The sequence below is a fragment of the Kitasatospora sp. NPDC054768 genome (genome assembly GCF_053612025.1).
In genome coordinates this window covers 25,329-42,034 of the sequence record NZ_JBSHBN010000076.1, presented here as the reverse complement: position 1 = coordinate 42,034, position 16,706 = coordinate 25,329, and the positions used below count along the sequence as shown (strand labels likewise).

Sequence of the window (16,706 nt, the reverse complement as noted above, 5' to 3'; positions counted from 1 at the left end):
GGCCCCCCACCCCGGCCGGGCGCCGCCCGTCCCCGCTCCCGGTATCCGCGCGGTCCCCGCCTGCGGCCCCCGCCGGGGCCCGGGCCGACCGTTACGGCTGTCCGGGCCGCCCGAGCAGCCCCGCCACGTGCTCCGGCGTGGCCACCGGGCAGACCTTGTGCACGAAGTCCCGCCGCAGCGCGTGGTACGGCTCGCCCGCCCGGTAGAAGTTGGCGTGCATCCGGCGCAGTTCCTCCGCCCGGTACTCGGCCAGCGGCTTGGCCTCCTCGTCGACCGCGCGGCGGCGCTTCTTGTCCACCAGCCGCCCGGTGAGGTCCGGCGCGGCGGCGATCCGGGCCGCCTCGCGCGCCACCCAGCGGCGGAACCCGGCCGCGTCCCCGCCGACCGTGCGGTCCACCAGGCCGATCCGGCGGGCGTGGTCGGCGCCGACCGGCAGCGCCTCGGCGGTGAGCCGCTCGGCCTGCTCGGCGCCGACCCGGCGGGGCAGGGTGTACGTCCAGTACTCGGAGCCGTACAGGCCCATCAGCCGGTAGTGCGGGTTGAGCACCGCCGACTCCCGGCACCACACCTCGTCGGCGGCGAGCGCCGCCATCAGCCCGCCGGCGGCCGCGTTCCCGGCCAGCGCCGCCACCGTCACCTTGTCCGTCGTGGTCAGCACCGCCTCGACGAAGTCGTCCATCGCGTTGATGTTCTCCCAGGACTCCAGCGCCGGGAAGGGCGCGCCCTGGATGACGTTGAGCTGGATCCCGTTGGAGTAGAAGTCCCGGGGCGCGCCGAGCACCAGCACCGAGGTCGGCCGGTCGGCCGCCTCCCGGTAGGCGGTGAGCAGCCGACGGCACTGCTCGGTGCTCATCGCCCCGCCCGCGTGGGCGAATTCGAGGAAGCCGACCTCGCCCTCCTCCCGGTAGCGCAGCTCCGACCAGGTGTCCCGGCGGCCCGCCCGCTCCGGGCTCACCGGCACCTCGCGGACCCGGTACAGCTCGTCGGCGAGCACCGTGGCGGCCGGCAGCTTGAAGGTGACCGGCCCGCCGGGGGTGCGGCGCGGGCGCAGTTGCGGTATCCACACCGCGCCGTCCACGGTGGCCCGGCAGATCGCGCCGTCCCGGGTGGCCAGCACGGCGCCGGGCACCGGGCCGCGCAGTTCGTCCTCGGGGTGGCCGCCGTGCAGGAAGAACTCCCGTCCGTACAGCTCGTCCAGGACGCCGGGCTGGGAGTCGGCGGCGCGCAGCCTGCGCAGCACGGTGGCGGTGTCGTCCCGCTCCCAGTCGATCCGGCGTTCCTCCTGGCGCAGGAAGGGGCGCGCTTCGCCGTGCACGTCCGGCCGGGCGTAGTCCAGCGGCTCGGGGGTGAACAGCCCGCCCTCGTACCGCTGGACGGCCAGCAGGACGGCCTCGGTGGCGGCGTCGGCGAGCTCGCCCCGGTACAACTCGCTCTTGCCGCAGGCGGGGACGGGAAACTCGACGGACGCCCAGATGTCGCCGGCGTCCATCTCCGCGACGGCCTGCAGCACGGTGACGCCCCAGCGCTCCACCCCCTCGGTGATCGCCCGGTCGAGCGAGGAGGGGCCGCGGTCGCCCTTGGGGCCCGGGTGCACGATCAGGACGGTCCGGGTGGACCAGATGTCCTGCGGGACGGCCTTGGTGAGCATCGGGCAGACGATCAGCTCGGGGTCGGTGCGGGCCACCGCCGCCCTCATCCGCTCGTCGTCGAGGGCGAGTTGGACGGCGACCTGGTGGCCGCGCTCGCGCAGGGCGGTGTGGACGCGCTGGGTCAGGCTGTTGAACGCGCTGGCGATCAGGAGAATGCGCAAGGAGGGCCTCCGGCGGGAACTGGGGTCGCGCGCAGGCGATGAAACCAGGGCATGGACACGTAATGATTACGGTCCGTACCTGGGCGCTCTACCCTCACGCACCCCGCACACCTGCGCCCCGCGTTTCGCCGGATCTCCCCAAGTCCCCGCTCCGGTCGAGTACTCTTCCCCGCCCGGCCCGGCTCAGCGCGGGAACGCCCTGCGGGCCCGCCAGGTGGTGTGCTCCCGGGAGACCGCGTCCTCGGCCTCGGCGGCCAGCCGGGCCCAGTCCGCCTCGGCGTCCGGCGCCCGGAGGTCGAGGTCGGACAGCTGGTTGCCGACGTTCTCCAGCTCGCGCGCGGCCAGTTGGTAGGCGGCGGCCAGCGGGCCGAGCTGCTTGAGCTGCGTCCAGGCGATGATCGCCGCGGCCGCGGCCGAGGTGGCGCCGAACAGGTGCACCGGCAGCGCGCCGGTGGCCTGGGCGACGGCCGCCGCGGCACCGACGATGATCAGCACCGCGACGCCGAGCCCCCAGGAGACCGCCTGCGAGTCGCAGGCCTCGGCCCGGGAGCGGTACCAGGTGCGCTGGCCCTCGACCCGGGTGCGCAGGTAGAGGGTGCGCCGCGCGGTCAGGCTCTCGGCGCGCCGGCGGCGCATCTCCGGGGTGATCTCGGCGACGCTGCCGGGCGGCACGATCTCCGGGTCCTCGAAGGCCCGCAGCACGTCCTCGACCTGGAGCAGGTAGCCGCGGTCGACGTCCGCGGACTCGGCCGGGCCGTCGAACGGCCAGGCCCGGACGGTGTACTTCCAGGCCAGCGTCTTGACCGACTCGGCCGCCGCCCGGGCCTGGTACCAGCGGCCCTGCGGGTTGCTGCGGCGCAGCCGGGACCAGAAGTAGCCGGCCACCAGGAAGGCGGCGACCGAGAACAGCGGCCAGACGTCGAAGTCACCCTTGTCGTCCGGGCCCGGGAACGACCCGATCACAGCGGCGACCACCAGCATCGCGATCAGTCCGCGGTACCAGCGCAGCGTCTCGCGCTGGCCGTCCAGCGAGGCCTTGTCCGTCGTCCGGAACAGCTCCGGAAGCAGCTGTGCCTCGACGCCCCCCGGCGGATCCTGTTGCACCATCGGTCGAGTCCCCTCCCCCTTCTCCGTCCAGGCAGTATTCCCACCGCCAACTCGCCTACACGAGTGCCTTTTTGACAACTTCTGACGGCCGGTCGTTGCCCGCCCTCCCGGTAACCGGTACAAACGGTTACATGCCGCTGCACTGGAAGCTCGTCATCGACTGCGCCGATCCGCACCGCCAGGCCGCCTTCTGGGCCGCCGCCCTGGAGTACAGGCAGGAGGACCACGGCGCGCTGATCACCCGGCTGCTCGCCGCCGGCGCGGTCGGCCCGGAGGACCTCACCGAGCTGGACGGCCGCCCGGCCTGGCGCTCCCTGGCCGCCGTCCGCCACCCCGAGGACCCGTTCGATCCGGCCTCGGACACCGGCCTCGGCCGCCGTGTCCTGTTCCAGGCCGTCCCCGAGCCCAAGCGGGGCAAGAACCGCCTGCACCTCGACGTCCACCCCGGCCCGGGCGAGCGCGAGGCCACCGTCGCCCGCCTCGGATCCCTCGGCGCCGCCGTCCTGCGGCACGTCGAGGAGCCCGGCGGCTCCTGGACCGTCATGCGGGACCCGGAGGGCAACGAGTTCTGCGTCCACTGACCGGACGGCCGCCCGCGGGAACGCCGGAGCCCCGCCCTCCCGGAACCGGGAGGACGGGGCTCGGTCGGCGTACGGCGTCAGAGCAGGCCGAAGGCCGGCATCAGGTAGTAGAAGGCGAACACCGTCGCCACCGCGTACATCGGGACGGGGACCTCCCGGCCGCGGCCGGCGGCCAGGCGCATCACACAGAAGACGATGAAGCCCATGCCGATGCCGTTGGTGATGCTGTACGTGAACGGCATCATCACGATGGTCACGAAGGCCGGGATCGCGATCGTGTAGTCGGCCCAGTCGATCGCCTTGATCGAGTTGGCCAGGATCAGGAAGCCGACGGTGACCAGGGCCGGGGTGGCGGCCTGGGCCGGGACCATGGTGGCGAGCGGGGTGAGGAAGAGCGCCACCACGAAGAGCAGGCCGGTGACGATCGAGGCGAAGCCGGTCCGGGCGCCCTCGCCGACACCGGCGGTGGACTCGACGAAGCAGGTGTTGGCGGAGGCCGAGGTGGCACCGCCGGCCGCGGTGGCGATGCCGTCGACCATCAGGACCTTGTTGATGCCGGGCAGGTCGCCCTTCTCGTCCAGCAGGTGGGCCTCGTCGGCCACGCCGAGGATGGTGCCCATCGCGTCGAAGAAGCAGGACATCAGCACGGTGAAGACGAAGAGCAGGCCGGTCAGCACGCCGACCTTCTCGAAGCCGCCGAACAGGCTGACCTTGCCGACCAGTCCGAAGTCCGGCGCGGAGACCGGGTTGCCCGGCCAGGTCGGGACGGTGAGGCCCCACTTGGCCGCCGGGACGTCGGCCACCTTGTCGATGACCGCGGCGAGCGCCGTGGAGACCGCGATGCTGATCAGGATGGCGCCGGGCACCTTGCGGATCAGCAGGACCAGGGTGAGCAGCAGGCCGACCACGAAGATCAGCACCGGGAAGCCGAGCAGGTGCCCGTTGCCGCCGAGCTGGAGCGGGACGGTGGTGTGGGCGGCGTCCGGGATGCGGCTGACGAAGCCGGAGTCGACCAGGCCCACCAGGCTGATGAACAGACCGATACCGATCGCGATGGCCTTGCGCAGGCCGAGCGGGACGGCGTTCATGACGCGCTCGCGCAGACCGGTGGCGACCAGCAGCATGATCGCGAAACCGGCCAGCACGACCATGCCCATGGCGTCCGGCCAGGTCATCCTGGGAGCGAGCTGGAGCGCCACGATCGTGTTGACGCCGAGGCCGGCGGCCAGGCCGATCGGGACGTTGCCGATGACGCCCATCAGCAGGGTGGTGAGACCCGCGGTGAGGGCGGTGGCGGTGACCAGCTGGCCGCTGTCCAGGTGGGCCCCGGTGACGTCCGTGCCGCTGGCCAGGATGATCGGGTTCAGCACCAGGATGTACGCCATGGTGAAGAAGGTGGCGACACCACCGCGGATCTCGCGCGGCAGGGTGGAGCCTCGCTCGCTGATCCGGAAGAAGCGGTCGACGGCGCTCGTGGGGGGCTTCGGCGCGGCGTCGGCGGGTTCGGGCGACTCGGTGGTCGGCTGGACCACAGGCATGCGTGCGTCCTCTGTGGGGGAGCTGAGGAGAGGGTGGGGGACGCCCGGGGCGACGGTGGCCGGGCGCAGATCTTTAAGTATGGTTTCCCGATCGCACACGCGCTATCTTCGCGCGTAGAGCCTGCGGGGGGCCTGCGGGGGGTCCCGGCACCCGCGCAGCCGCCCCACCGCACCGTACGCTAGACCCCATGCCCAAGACGCCACTGCACCCCTCGCCCCCTCCGCTGGAGGCCAACGACGTCGCCATCGTCGGCGGCGGCACGGTGCTGTGGTTCATCGCCTTCCTCGCCCTGCTCCCCTTCCAGGGCAGCCTCTCCGCGCACGGCCACGGCACCTGGCCCTGGATCTGCCTCTCCGGCGGCCTGCTCGGCCTGATCGGCCTCTGGTACTGCCGCGCCCGGCGGGACGCGATCGCCCGCAGCCGCGCCGCCGAGGCGGCCGGACCGGCGCCGGGGCACACGGCCGAACGGGCGACCGGGGACGACGGCCAGGGTCCGGCCACCCGGTCGGACTGAATGGTCCTTTAGTAGCACGCACCGGACATAAGGCGCCCGTAGAGTCGGTGCCATGACGCAGCCTGCCCAGCCAGCGGAAGAGCGGCCGACCGACGAAGACCGCCCGGACGGAGCGCACCCCCTCGGCCTGCTGCCCGGCCGACGCGGCGGCCTGACGGCCTCCGAGGTGGCCGAGCGGGTCGCGAAGGGTCAGGTCAACGACGTCCCCGTACGGTCCAGCCGGTCCACCCGGGAGATCGTCCGGGCCAACGTCTTCACCCGCTTCAACGCGATCATCGGCGTGATGTTCGGGATCATCCTGATCGTCGGTCCGATCCAGGACGGCCTGTTCGGCCTGGTCATCGTGGCCAACACGGCGATCGGCATCATCCAGGAGCTGCGCGCCAAGAAGACCCTGGACAGCCTGGCCCTGATCGGCGAGGCCCGACCGCAGGTCCGCCGGGACGGCGCCGTCCAGCAGATCGGCGTCTCCGAGATCGTCCTCGACGACACCGTGCTGCTCGGCATCGGCGACAAGGTGATCGTGGACGGCGAGGTCACCGAGGCGGACGGCCTGGAGGTCGACGAGTCGCTGCTCACCGGCGAACCCGATCCGGTCCTCAAGCAGCCCGGCGCCCAGGTGATGTCCGGCAGCTTCGTGGTGGCCGGTGCCGGCGCGTTCACCGCCACCAAGGTCGGCCGCGAGGCCTACGCGGCCCAGCTCGCCGAGGAGGCCAGCAAGTTCACCCTGGTGAAGTCGGAGCTGCGCTCCGGCATCGACAGCATCCTGCGGATCATCACCTACCTGCTGATCCCCACCGCCCTCGGCCTGATCATCAGCCAGCTGGCCGTCGAGGGCCGGGACTGGCGGGAGGCCGTACGGCGCATGGTGGCCGGCATCGTGCCGATGGTCCCCGAGGGGCTGGTGCTGCTGACCTCGGTCGCCTTCGCGATCGGCGTGGTCCGGCTCGGCCGCAAGCAGTGCCTGGTCCAGGAGCTCCCGGCGATCGAGGGCCTGGCCCGGGTGGACACCGTCTGCCTGGACAAGACCGGCACCCTCACCGAGGGCGGCATGGACGTGATCGACCTGCGGGTGCTCTCCGACGGGGAGCCCGGCGCCGTCGCCCCGGAGACCGTCCAGCACGCCCTGGCCGTGATGGCGGGCGCCGACGCCCGCCCCAACCCGTCCATGCAGGCGGTCATCGACGCGTACGGGCGCGGCGACGACGGCGCCCGCTCCGGCCACGACGGCTGGCGGGTGATCGAGGCGATGCCCTTCTCCTCCGCCCGCAAGTGGAGCGGCGTGCAGTTGCTGGAGCCGCAGGGCGGCGAGGCCAGCTGGCTGCTCGGCGCGCCCGACGTGCTGCTGCCCGCCGGACACCCGGCGCTGGCCGAGGTGGACGAGCTGGGCGCCCGGGGCCTGCGGGTGCTGCTGCTGGGCCGCACGCCCGTCCCGCTGGACTCCCCCGACCCGGCGGCCGACCTCACCCCGCTGGCCCTGGTGGTGCTCCAGCAGCGGCTGCGCTCGGACGCCGCCGAGACCCTGCGCTACTTCGAGAGCCAGCGGGTCCGGGCCAAGGTCATCTCCGGCGACGCGGCGGTCTCGGTCGGCGCGGTGGCCGGCCACCTGGGCCTGCCCGGCGCCGACCACCCGCTGGACGCCCGCTCCCTGCCCGCCGACCCGGAGGAACTCGCCGAGACCGCCGACCGGACCAGCGTCTTCGGCCGGGTCACCCCGCAGCAGAAGCGCCAGCTGGTCGGGGCACTGCAGTCCCGCGGCCACACCGTGGCGATGACCGGCGACGGCGTCAACGACGTGCTCGCCCTCAAGGACGCCGACATCGGCGTGGCGATGGGCACCGGCTCCGACGCCACCAAGGCGGTCGCCCAGATCGTGCTGCTGAACGACTCCTTCGCCTCGCTGCCGTCGGTGGTGGCCGAGGGCCGCCGGGTGATCGGCAACATCGAGCGGGTCGCTTCACTCTTCCTGGTGAAGACCGTCTACTCGGTCCTGCTGGCGCTCCTGGTGATCTTCACCCATTCGCCGTACCCGTTCCTGCCCCGGCACTCCACCGTGCTGTCCTCGCTGACCATCGGCATCCCGGCCTTCTTCCTCGCGCTCGCCCCCAACGACGAACGGGCCCGCACCGGCTTCGTGAAGCGCGTGCTGCGGCTGGCGATCCCCGGCGGGGCCATCGCCGGCACCGGCACCTTCGTCGCCTACTCGCTCGCCCGCGCCGACCACGCGACCGACCTCAAGGCCGACACCAGCGTGGCCACCCTGACGCTCTTCCTGATCGCCCTCTGGGTCCTCGCCATCGTCGCCCGCCCGTACAACTGGTGGCGCCTGCTGCTGATCGGCAGCATGGGCGGCGCCTTCGCGCTGGTGCTGCTGGTGCCCCCGCTGAAGTCCTTCTTCGACCTCTCCCTGGTCGGCTTCCGCGACCCGCTGATCGGCGTCGCCATCGCGGTGGTCTGCGGCATCGCCCTGGAGATCACCTGGCGCTTCATGAAGCGCCGCGCCTGGGAGTCCCCCGCCCCGGGGGCCGGCGGGGGGGGGGGGGCCCGCGGGGGGCGCTCAGCCCTCGAAGTCGCGGGCGGCCGAGAGCTCGTAGGCGCGGTCCGGCTCGCTGAGGGCGGCCAGCACCTCGAAGCGGCGGTGCCACTGCCCGACCGACCAGGCCAGCCCGGCGGCCAGGCCCTCCGGAGTGGCCGCGTGCAGCAGACCGGGCACCGGCGGGACCTCGAACTCGTCGTCCTCGTCGGCGGCCTCGGCCAGCTCCGGGTCGTACGGCGGCTCCGGGGCGTCCGCCCCGGTGTCCCAGCGCCAGTCCACCGCCGCCTCGCCGCCGTCCGGCCCGACGACCAGCAGCTCCTCGTGCTCCTCGTAGGCGACCGGGCAGCCGGGCAGCAGTTCCCGCACCACCGCCGGGACCCGGTGCAGCACGCCCTCGGAGAGCACCCGGCCGCCCGCCACCTCGCTGGCCAGCGACACGTGCAGCCGCTCGGCGAGGTCGGCGGCCAGCGCCGGGGCGACCGGCAGCAGCGGGTACGGGTGCAGCAGCTGGACCAGGTCGGGGGCGTCGGCGACGACCGCCTCGGTCGCGTCCACCACCACGGTGTGGTCCGGCCGGCGCCCGGTGTCCGGGTCCAGCGGCGGCAGTGCCCGCACCACGTCCAGCGGCTCGATCCGCCCACGGTCCACCCGGGCCAGCGCGGTGTGGATGCCGTGCAGCTGACGGTGGCCGACCTCGGCCTCCGGGTCGGTCATCCGGTCCAGCACCTCGTCCGGCCCGTGCGGCTCGGCGAGCAGCGCGGCCAGCGTCGTGCGCACCCCGAGCGCGTGCAGGAACTGGTCGTCCAGGGTGGTGCGGGCCTCGTCGTACAGGCCGCGCAGCAGCGGGTCGGCCCCGGCGGCGCGCAGACCGGCCGGCTCCCGGCCCGCCAGCACCGGGTGGTCGCGCAGCCACCACGCGGTGTACGGCGGCAGGTCGGCGTACGAGCCGTCCGGCAGCAGGGTGCGCACCGGGGCGACCACGGCGTCCCGGTACGGCGGGCGGGCCAGCGCCGCGAGCGCCTCCGGCCAGGCGTCGTCGTCCACCAGGTCGAGGTCGCGCACGGCCAGCAGCTCGGCGGCCACCGGCGGGACGCCGACCGCCTCGTCGGCCTGCAGCGCCTCCAGCGCGTCCTCGGCCCACTCGGCGAGCCCGTCCGGCGCCTCGTCCAGCAGGCCGGTGGGGTGGCCGCCGGCCGCGCGGTCGGCCGGGACGGTGGGGTCGAGCCGCTCCAGGTCGTCCGGGTCGAGCACCACGTCCTCGGCGCGCACCAGCACGAAGTCGGCCAGCACGCCGACGGCGGTCAGCACCTCCGGCCCCCAGCGCTCCAGCAGCTCGTCGTCCACCCAGCCGGCGTCCTCCTCGCGGGCGAGCGCGGCGAACGGGCTCCCGGGCAGCACGAGTTCGCCGGCCCGGGCGGGCTCGCCCTCGTCGTCGAGCAGCGCGAGCCGGGCCAGCCAGGGGTGGGCGCCCGGCTCCGGGGCGGCGGCCTTCACCAGGGCCAGGACGGCGTCGGCGAGTTCGAGCGCCGCGTCCAGGTCGTCCTCGGCCAGGTCGTAGGAGCGGGCGACGGCGGCCCGCACCTCGGGGGTGTCCAGCACCCCGGCCGGGGTGGCGGTGCCGGCGCCGAGCTTGGCCAGCAGCGGGTGGGCGGCCTCGGGGTGGGCCAGACGCAGGTCGAGCGCGGCGAGCGCGCCCGCCAGCGACTCGGGGTAGCCGGGGAAGGCCGCCCAGTCGGCGTCCTCGGAGGGCAGCAGGACGCGCCGCGGCCCGGTGACCGTCCGCCCGTCGGCGAGCGGGACGGGCAGCGCGCCGAGCGCCTCCGGGTCGGCCGCGCCCAGCGCCGCGTACAGGTTGCGCCACCAGGCGGGCTCGCGGTCCAGCCCGCCGAGCTGGTCCACCACCTCGGCCAGCGGCACCCGGCGCACGTTCAGCACCCGCAGCTCGGTGCGCCGCTCCAGGCCGGCCGGCAGCAGCCCCGGGAAGATCGGCGAGAGCGCCTCGACCACCGAGCCGTCCGCGCCCTCCAGCAGCGTCGCGTCCCGCGGCCGCAGCGCGGGCGTGCCCTCCTCGACCGGCGCCGGGTGCGGCAGGAACGGCGTCCCGGGCAGCCGGGAGAGCACCTCGGCGCGCAGCGCGTTGTCCAGCGCCCCCTGGCCGAGCGGGGCCGGGACGAGGCCGAGCGAGCCGAGGTCGGCGCCGCGGGCGCGCAGCAGCTCCGCGTAGCTGTCGGCGGCGCGCTCGGTGAGGAAGTCGGCCAGCGGGCCGGGGGCGACGTGCCGGCGGGTGGAGTCCAGCGGGTACGAGGCGATCAGCAGCGCGGGCAGACCGACCGGCTCGTCGCTGGGGGTGGGCGCGTGCAGCACGGAGGCGATCTTGGGCCGCTGCGGGACGCCGTCCGGGCCGACCGGGACGGCCCAGGTCACCGTCCAGTACGGGCGGGCGCGCTCCTCGGTGGGCCGGTCGCCCAGCAGCTCGGCCGAGAGCGTGCCGGAGGCGCCGACGGTCTGCCAGACCGTCTGCCGCAGCCGGCCGCCCGCGTCGTCGGTGACGGTGACCTCGGTGACCCCGTCCGGGCGGGTCTCCGCGGCGTCCCGGGTGAGCGTCCGGGTGCCGTCCGGGGTCTCCACCACGACCTCGCGCAGGCCGGGCAGGGTGAGCAGCAGCGCGTCGTCGATCCCGGCCAGCAGGCGGCGGGTCAGGTCCTCGGCGGCGGCGTCCCGCAGCGGCAGCACCACCACCGTGTCGTAGCCCGCCGGGGCCGGGCCCTCGGCCGCGAACGGCAGCCGCAGCAGCGGCACGTGGCCGTCCCGGCGGCGCAGTTCGTCGGCCAGCTCGGGCTGGGCCGCGGCCAGCGCCCGCGCCTCGCCGAGCGACCAGCGCACCCCGCCGGTCGCGCTCAGCACGGCGGGCTCGTCGGTGACCGCGAGGACGGCGGCGAAGCCGACCCCGAACCGGCCGACGGCTGGCGTCTCACCGCGCTTGGAGGAGGCGCGCAGGGTGGACAGCGACTCGACGGCGGCCTCGTCCAGCGGGGCGCCGGTGTTGGCGGCGGCGAGCACGCCGTCGGCGAGGGTCAGCCGCAGCCGGCCGGGGCCGTGCCCGGCCCGGACCGCCGCGTCGGCCGCGTTCTGCGCCAACTCGACCACCAGGCGGTCCCGGTAGCCGCCGAGCGCCAGCTCCTCCTCCGCGTTGGCGTCCTCCCGGAACCGGGCCGGCGAGGCGGCCCAGGCGGCCAGCACCCGTCGGCGCAGCGCGGCGCTGCCGAAGGGGTCCGCGAGGTGCTCGTCCGTGCCGCTGCCGATGATCCGAGGTTCCACTGGACCTGCCGCCTTCCGCTGCCCTGTTCGTCGTAGGGCATTCTTCCCTGCCCCACTGACTGCTCCCGACCACGGGCCCCGCCGCCGGCGGGCCGGGGACGGCGCCGGCGGCGGACCTGACGGCCTTTCCGCCGCCCGCCCGGCACCCGCCGTCCGCCGGCCGGAAAGCAGCGCGGCCCGCGCCGGTCGTTGACCGGGCGGGCCGCTGGAGCCTGGGCGCGTGCCCGGCTCAGGAGTGGCCGAGCTCCTCGGCCGGGGCGTCGGGTTCGACCGAGCCGGAGGTCCGGTCGGGGTGCAGCGGGAGCGGCTCGACCACCAGCTCGTCCAGGATCAGCTCGGACGGCGCCGGCGGGGCCGGGATGACGGCCGCCTCGGAGTGCCCGCCGCAGCCGTACGCGAAGGAGACGATCTGGCCGTCGGCCGGGCCGAACTCGTTGCCGCACACGCCGAAGGCCTGTCCGAGCGAGCCGCCGATCGGGACCAGGAAGCCGCAGCTCGCGCACGAGGCCGGGGCGGCCTGCGCCATCGGGGTCTGCGAGCCGTGGGACTTCTCCCAGCGCTCGGCGGCCAGGTGCAGGCCGAGCCGGGAGAGCACCCGGCTGCGGCCGAGGCCCAGCTCCTCGGCGACGGCGTCGATCCGGGCGCGGGCCGGGGCGGGCTGGACGTGCGGATCGGTGACGACCAGGTCCTCGTCCTGCGCCAGGGCGACCGCGGAGTTCGGCGCGGGCTCGTCCTCGCCGGTCCAGCCGGGCTCCAGCCGCAGGTCGTCGGCGCCGGTGGGCAGCAGGTCGCCCGGGCCCATGTCGCCGGGGCGCAGCCGGTCGCTCCACGGCACCCACTGGGGCGCGAGCACCGCGTCGGGGCCGGGCAGCAGCACGACCTCGTCCAGGGTCACGTTCTTGGCGCGCGGCGCACGGGCGACGGTGACCGCCCAGTGCCAGCCGCGGTAGGCCGCGTCGAGGCACTCGAAGGTATGGGTGACGACGCGGTCGGCGTCCGCCTGGACACCCAGGTGCAGTCCGACGGCCTCCGCACCGACGGCCTCCTCGGCGGCCTGACGGGCGAGTTCGACGGCCTCGGCACAGAGCCGGTCGGGGGTACGGCTTCGCATCGCAGCACTCACGGCGTCGATTCTCTCCCAGTTCTTCTGTCGCCCACGGCGTGTTGCCTGTTCCGTCGCGGCTCGGTGTCCCTCGTCCATTCTGCGTGACCGGGAGCCCCCTCGGGTACCGGCCGCGCCGCTCGACCGGCCTGCCGGCGCCCCGGCGGGTCGGCGGGTCGACCTTGGGCAGGCTACCCGTCGGTCGGCGCCCCGGCACAGTCCGGGGCGGACCCGGCCCTTCCGGGACCGCGCCGAGCCGGGCCCGCTCCCGCGTCGGCTCGGCGATTCTGGGGCAGGATGGGCTTGTGGCGGACCACGACCCGTCGCAGCACGCACTGCGCGACCCACAGGCCGGCAGCCCCGACCCTACGGACGCCGTGCCGCGACAGCAGCCCCCGGTCCCCGGCGCGGACGAACCGCGGCCGGCGGACGGCCCCGGGGCGCCCGCAGACACCGTGGACCCCTCCGCGGCCGAAGCCCCGGACGGCCCCGACCGGGCCCCGCGGGAGCCGGACGGGGACGAGGACGAGGCCCCCGAGCCCCGCCGGCACTTCCTGATCCGCACCGCCTCCGCCGCCGGCTCCCGCACCGGCAAGGTGGTGCACGGCACCGGCCGCCGGATCCGCCGGGCCACCGCCGCCGAGGGCGCGGGCGAGTCCGGCCTCGCGAAGCTGATCGAGCTGCACGCGCTCAACTCCTTCGGCGACATGCTGATCACCGTCGCGCTGGCGTCCACCATCTTCTTCTCGGTGCCCACCGGCGAGGCCCGCGGCCGGGTCGCGCTCTACCTGCTGATCACGATGGCCCCGTTCGCCCTGCTGGCCCCGGTGATCGGCCCGCTGCTGGACCGGCTGCCGCACGGCCGGCGGGCGGCCATGGCGATGGCGATGCTGGCCCGGGCGGTGCTGGCCTGGACGATGGCCGGGGTGATCGTCGGCGGCGGCATCGCGCTCTACCCGGAGGCGCTCGGCGTGCTGGTCGCGTCCAAGGCGTACGGCGTGGTGCGCAGCGTGGTGGTGCCGCGACTGCTGCCGAGCCGGCTGTCCCTGGTGAAGGCGAACTCCCGGGTCACCCTGGCCGGACTGCTGGCCACCGGCGTGGCGGCCGGGGTGGGCGGGCTGCTGCACCTGGTCGGGCCCGGCTGGCCGCTGCGCGGCGCCTTCCTGGTGTTCGTGGTCGGCACCCTGATGGCCTTCCACCTGCCGCCCGCGGTGGACTCCGCCAAGGGCGAGCAGCGCGCCGTCCTGCACGCCGAGGTGCACGGCGAGGGCTCGCACCTGATCCACCACAGGCCGCCGCCGGTCAAGGCCTCGCTGCGCACGGTCGGCCCCTCGGTGATCCTGGCGCTGCGGGCGATGTCGGCGATGAAGTGGCTGGTCGGCTTCCTGGTGATGTTCCTGGCCTTCCTGCTGCGGGAGGAGCCGATCGGCGGGCTGCGGCCGACGGTGGCGCTGGGCCTGGTGGCGCTGGCCGCCGGGACGGGCAACGCGCTGGGCTCGGTGCTCGGCTCCTGGCTGCGCACCCGGGGCCCGGAGAAGACCATCAGCGCGATGCTGCTGCTGGCGACCTGCGCGACGGCCGCGGCCGCGCTCTGGTACGGCGTGGTGACGGTGGTCGTGGTCGCCGCGGTGGCCGGGATGGCGGCCTCGCTGGGCAAGCTGGCCCTGGACGCGCTGATCCAGCGGGACGTCCCGGAGGCGGTGCGGACCTCGGCGTTCGCCCGTTCGGAGACCCTGATGCAGCTGTCCTGGGTGGCGGGCGGCGCGGTCGGCATCCTGCTGCCGCTGAACGGGAAGCTGGGCCTGTCGATCGCCGCCGGGGTGGTCGGCCTGGCGCTGCTGTGGACGCTGCGCTCACTCCTGCGGGTGGGGCCGCGGCGGCACCCGGCGACGCCCCGGGTCGCCTGACCGCGCCGGCGCGGCAACACGCGGTGCCGACCCCCGCGTCGCGTGATCGGCCGGGCCCGGTAGATTCTGACGCATGAGCCTCAATTCCCGTGCCATCGCCGCCCTCGGCGCCGTCGTCGTGGTCGGCGCCGCCACGGTGGGCACCTCCGTCGCCATTGCCGCCGGCCAGACCGAGCACATCTCGCACCGTGCCACCCTCACGGTCGGCAACTCCTCGATCGTCGCGGACCCGCTGTGCTGGAACGCCGGCAGCCCGCTCACCGACGACCAGCAGCAGAAGTGCCAGGAGGACGCGACCAAGGCCCTGCACGACGGCACGCTGCCCACCTCGGACGTCGTGGGGAGCGACCGGGTCGGCGTCGGGGTCTCCCCCAACGTGGCCGACACGGGCTGGTGGGCCTTCACCAACGGCGGCTCGTCCAACCAGGGCGGTCGCTACACCCTGTTCTCGGCCGCCAAGGGCCCGACCTGGTCGGGCGCCCAGTCGGCGAACAAGGTGCTCAACTCCAGCGGCAAGACCGTGGTGACCGTGGTCGAGGGCGACCCGAACCAGGAAGCCCCGATCGCCGTCTGGTACTTCCAGCTGAAGACCGAGGGCAACAGCTCCGACAACGGCTGACCGGTCCTGCGATGACCGCGCCCGCCGTCACCGACGGCCGCACCGAGCAGTCGGGCCCCGCACGGGCCCGGCTGCTCGTCGTCGTCGCGGTGGCCGCCGAGGCCGAGGCCGTGCTGCGCGGCCTGCCCGGTGCGACCGCCGCGCTGCCGCTGCCCGGCGGCACGCTGCACCGGGCCCAGGAGGTGCCCGTGGACGTGCTGGCCGCCGGGGTCGGCCCGGCCGCCGCCGCCGCCGGCGCCTGCGCCGCGCTGGCGGCCCACCCGTACGCGCTGGCCGTCTCGGCCGGGATCGCCGGCGGCTTCGCCCCGCTCGCCCCGGTCGGCTCCACGGTGCTGGCCGACGCGATCGTGGCCGCGGACCTCGGCGCCGAGACCCCCGAGGGCTTCGCCGACGTCACCGAGCTGGGCTTCGGCACCGTCCGGCACGCCCCGCCCCCGGCCGCCGTCGCGCTGGTCGCGCGGGCGCTGGGCGGTCCGGGCCTCGCCGTCGGCCCGGTACTGACCGTCTCCACCGTCACCGGCAGCGCCGCGCGGGCCGCCGAACTGGCCGCCCGCCACCCCGGTGCCGTCGCCGAGGCGATGGAGGGCTTCGGGGTGGCCGAGGCCGCCGCCCGGTACGGCGTGCCGGCCCTCGAACTGCGCACGGTGTCCAATCCGGTGGGCCCGCGCGACCGGGCCGCCTGGCGGATCGGCGAGGCGCTGGCCGCCCTGGAGCGGGCCTTCGCCGCGCTGCCCGTGCACGACCTGGCCGCGCGCCACGAACCGGACCCGGCCGCGCGGCACGAACCGATTGAGGAGGCCGGCCGTGGCTGAACGGCTGAGCATCGCGTACTCGCCCTGCCCGAACGACACCTTCGTCTTCCACGCCTGGGCACACGGCCTGGTGCCCGGGGCGGACGCCCCCGAGGTGACCTTCGCCGACATCGACGTCACCAACGGCCGGGCCGAACGCGGCGAGCTGGACGTGCTGAAGATCAGCTACGGCGCGCTGCCCTGGGTCCTGGAGGAGTACGCCCTGCTGCCCTGCGGCGGCGCGCTGGGCCGCGGCTGCGGCCCGCTGGTGCTCACCCTGCCGGGCGTGGCCTCCCCCGCCGACCTGGCCGGGAAGACCGTCGCGGTGCCCTCCGAGCGCTCCACCGCCTACCTGCTGTTCCGGCTCTGGGCGGCGAAGGCGGTGCCCGGCGGCTTCGGCGAGATCGTCGTCCTGCCGTTCCACGAGATCATGCCCGCCGTCCGGGACGGCCGGGTGGACGCCGGCCTGGTGATCCACGAGGCCCGCTTCACGTACCAGCAGTACGGCCTGCACAGCCTGGCCGACATGGGCGAGGCCTGGGAGCAGGAGACCGGCCTGCCGATCCCGCTGGGCGCGATCGTCGCCCGGCGCTCGCTCGGCGCCGAGCGGCTGCGGGCGATCGCCGACGCGATCCGCGCCTCCGTGCGGCAGGCCTGGGCGGACCCGGCGGCGAGCCGCGAGTACGTGCTGGCGCACGCCCAGGAGATGGACCTGGACGTCGCCGAGCAGCACATCGGGCTGTACGTCACCGAGTTCAGCGAGGACCTCGGCGAGGAGGGCTACGCCGCCGTCCGCGCGCTGCTCACCCGGGCCGCCGCGGAGGGGCTGGTGCCCCCGCTCGACCCGGGTGCGCTCGCGTTCTAGCCGGCGGCCGGCCGACG

11 protein-coding genes and 1 pseudogene are annotated in these 16,706 nt (G+C 75.2%); 7 read left to right on the top strand and 5 right to left on the bottom strand.

The window, feature by feature from the left end:
- Positions 1-91: 91 nt before the first annotated feature.
- Together ACWGKU_RS22580 and ACWGKU_RS22575 are read right to left on the bottom strand one after the other, a co-directional pair.
- Complete coding sequence (locus ACWGKU_RS22580; protein WP_401052466.1) at positions 92-1,810, bottom strand: hydrogenase maturation protein; 1,719 nt, start codon at positions 1,808-1,810, stop codon at positions 92-94.
- Between the two features lie 183 nt (positions 1,811-1,993).
- Positions 1,994-2,917: a DUF4231 domain-containing protein gene (locus tag ACWGKU_RS22575; RefSeq protein ID WP_401052469.1), complete on the bottom strand. Its 924-nt coding sequence runs from the start codon at positions 2,915-2,917 to the stop codon at positions 1,994-1,996.
- A gap of 131 nt (positions 2,918-3,048) precedes the next feature.
- Between ACWGKU_RS22575 and ACWGKU_RS22570 the strand changes: the two genes are divergently transcribed.
- A complete protein-coding gene (locus ACWGKU_RS22570; protein WP_401052472.1) occupies positions 3,049-3,498 on the top strand; it encodes a VOC family protein in 450 nt (149 codons plus the stop codon).
- A 77-nt stretch (positions 3,499-3,575) separates the two neighbouring features.
- On the opposite strand, the gene ACWGKU_RS22565 is transcribed toward ACWGKU_RS22570, so the two are convergent.
- Positions 3,576-5,036: an NCS2 family permease gene (locus ACWGKU_RS22565; protein ID WP_401052474.1), complete on the bottom strand. Its 1,461-nt coding sequence runs from the start codon at positions 5,034-5,036 to the stop codon at positions 3,576-3,578.
- Between the two features lie 188 nt (positions 5,037-5,224).
- Here ACWGKU_RS22565 and ACWGKU_RS22560 point away from each other — a divergent pair, with 188 nt between their 5' ends.
- Both ACWGKU_RS22560 and ACWGKU_RS22555 read left to right on the top strand, forming a co-directional pair.
- The gene (locus ACWGKU_RS22560) at positions 5,225-5,551 is read left to right on the top strand and encodes a DUF2530 domain-containing protein (RefSeq protein ID WP_359905737.1); all 327 of its coding nucleotides are present in this window, start codon (positions 5,225-5,227) and stop codon (positions 5,549-5,551) included.
- Positions 5,552-5,603: 52 nt separating this feature from the next.
- Positions 5,604-8,051: pseudogene (locus ACWGKU_RS22555) on the top strand (cation-translocating P-type ATPase); the annotation flags it as partial.
- 57 nt (positions 8,052-8,108) lie between these two features.
- Here the strand turns inward: ACWGKU_RS22555 and ACWGKU_RS22550 are convergent.
- Together ACWGKU_RS22550 and ACWGKU_RS22545 are read right to left on the bottom strand one after the other, a co-directional pair.
- Complete coding sequence (locus ACWGKU_RS22550; protein ID WP_452179015.1) at positions 8,109-11,405, bottom strand: sacsin N-terminal ATP-binding-like domain-containing protein; 3,297 nt, start codon at positions 11,403-11,405, stop codon at positions 8,109-8,111.
- Positions 11,406-11,634: 229 nt separating this feature from the next.
- Complete coding sequence (locus ACWGKU_RS22545; protein WP_452179017.1) at positions 11,635-12,516, bottom strand: DUF3027 domain-containing protein; 882 nt, start codon at positions 12,514-12,516, stop codon at positions 11,635-11,637.
- A gap of 548 nt (positions 12,517-13,064) precedes the next feature.
- Between ACWGKU_RS22545 and ACWGKU_RS22540 the strand changes: the two genes are divergently transcribed.
- The 4 genes from ACWGKU_RS22540 to ACWGKU_RS22525 all read left to right on the top strand — a co-directional run bounded on the left by ACWGKU_RS22540 (position 13,065) and on the right by ACWGKU_RS22525 (position 16,689).
- On the top strand, positions 13,065-14,414 hold the full coding sequence (locus ACWGKU_RS22540) for an MFS transporter (protein ID WP_380349138.1): 1,350 nt from the start codon (positions 13,065-13,067) through the stop codon (positions 14,412-14,414).
- Between the two features lie 73 nt (positions 14,415-14,487).
- Positions 14,488-15,033 carry a hypothetical protein gene (locus ACWGKU_RS22535; RefSeq protein ID WP_359905746.1) on the top strand — a complete coding sequence of 182 codons (546 nt, stop codon included), beginning with the start codon at positions 14,488-14,490 and terminating at the stop codon, positions 15,031-15,033.
- 11 nt (positions 15,034-15,044) lie between these two features.
- Positions 15,045-15,845: a futalosine hydrolase gene (locus tag ACWGKU_RS22530; RefSeq protein ID WP_359905749.1), complete on the top strand. Its 801-nt coding sequence runs from the start codon at positions 15,045-15,047 to the stop codon at positions 15,843-15,845.
- A complete protein-coding gene (locus tag ACWGKU_RS22525; protein WP_359905752.1) occupies positions 15,838-16,689 on the top strand; it encodes a 1,4-dihydroxy-6-naphthoate synthase in 852 nt (283 codons plus the stop codon). Before ACWGKU_RS22530 ends, ACWGKU_RS22525 begins: the two co-directional genes overlap by 8 nt.
- Positions 16,690-16,706: the final 17 nt, after the last annotated feature.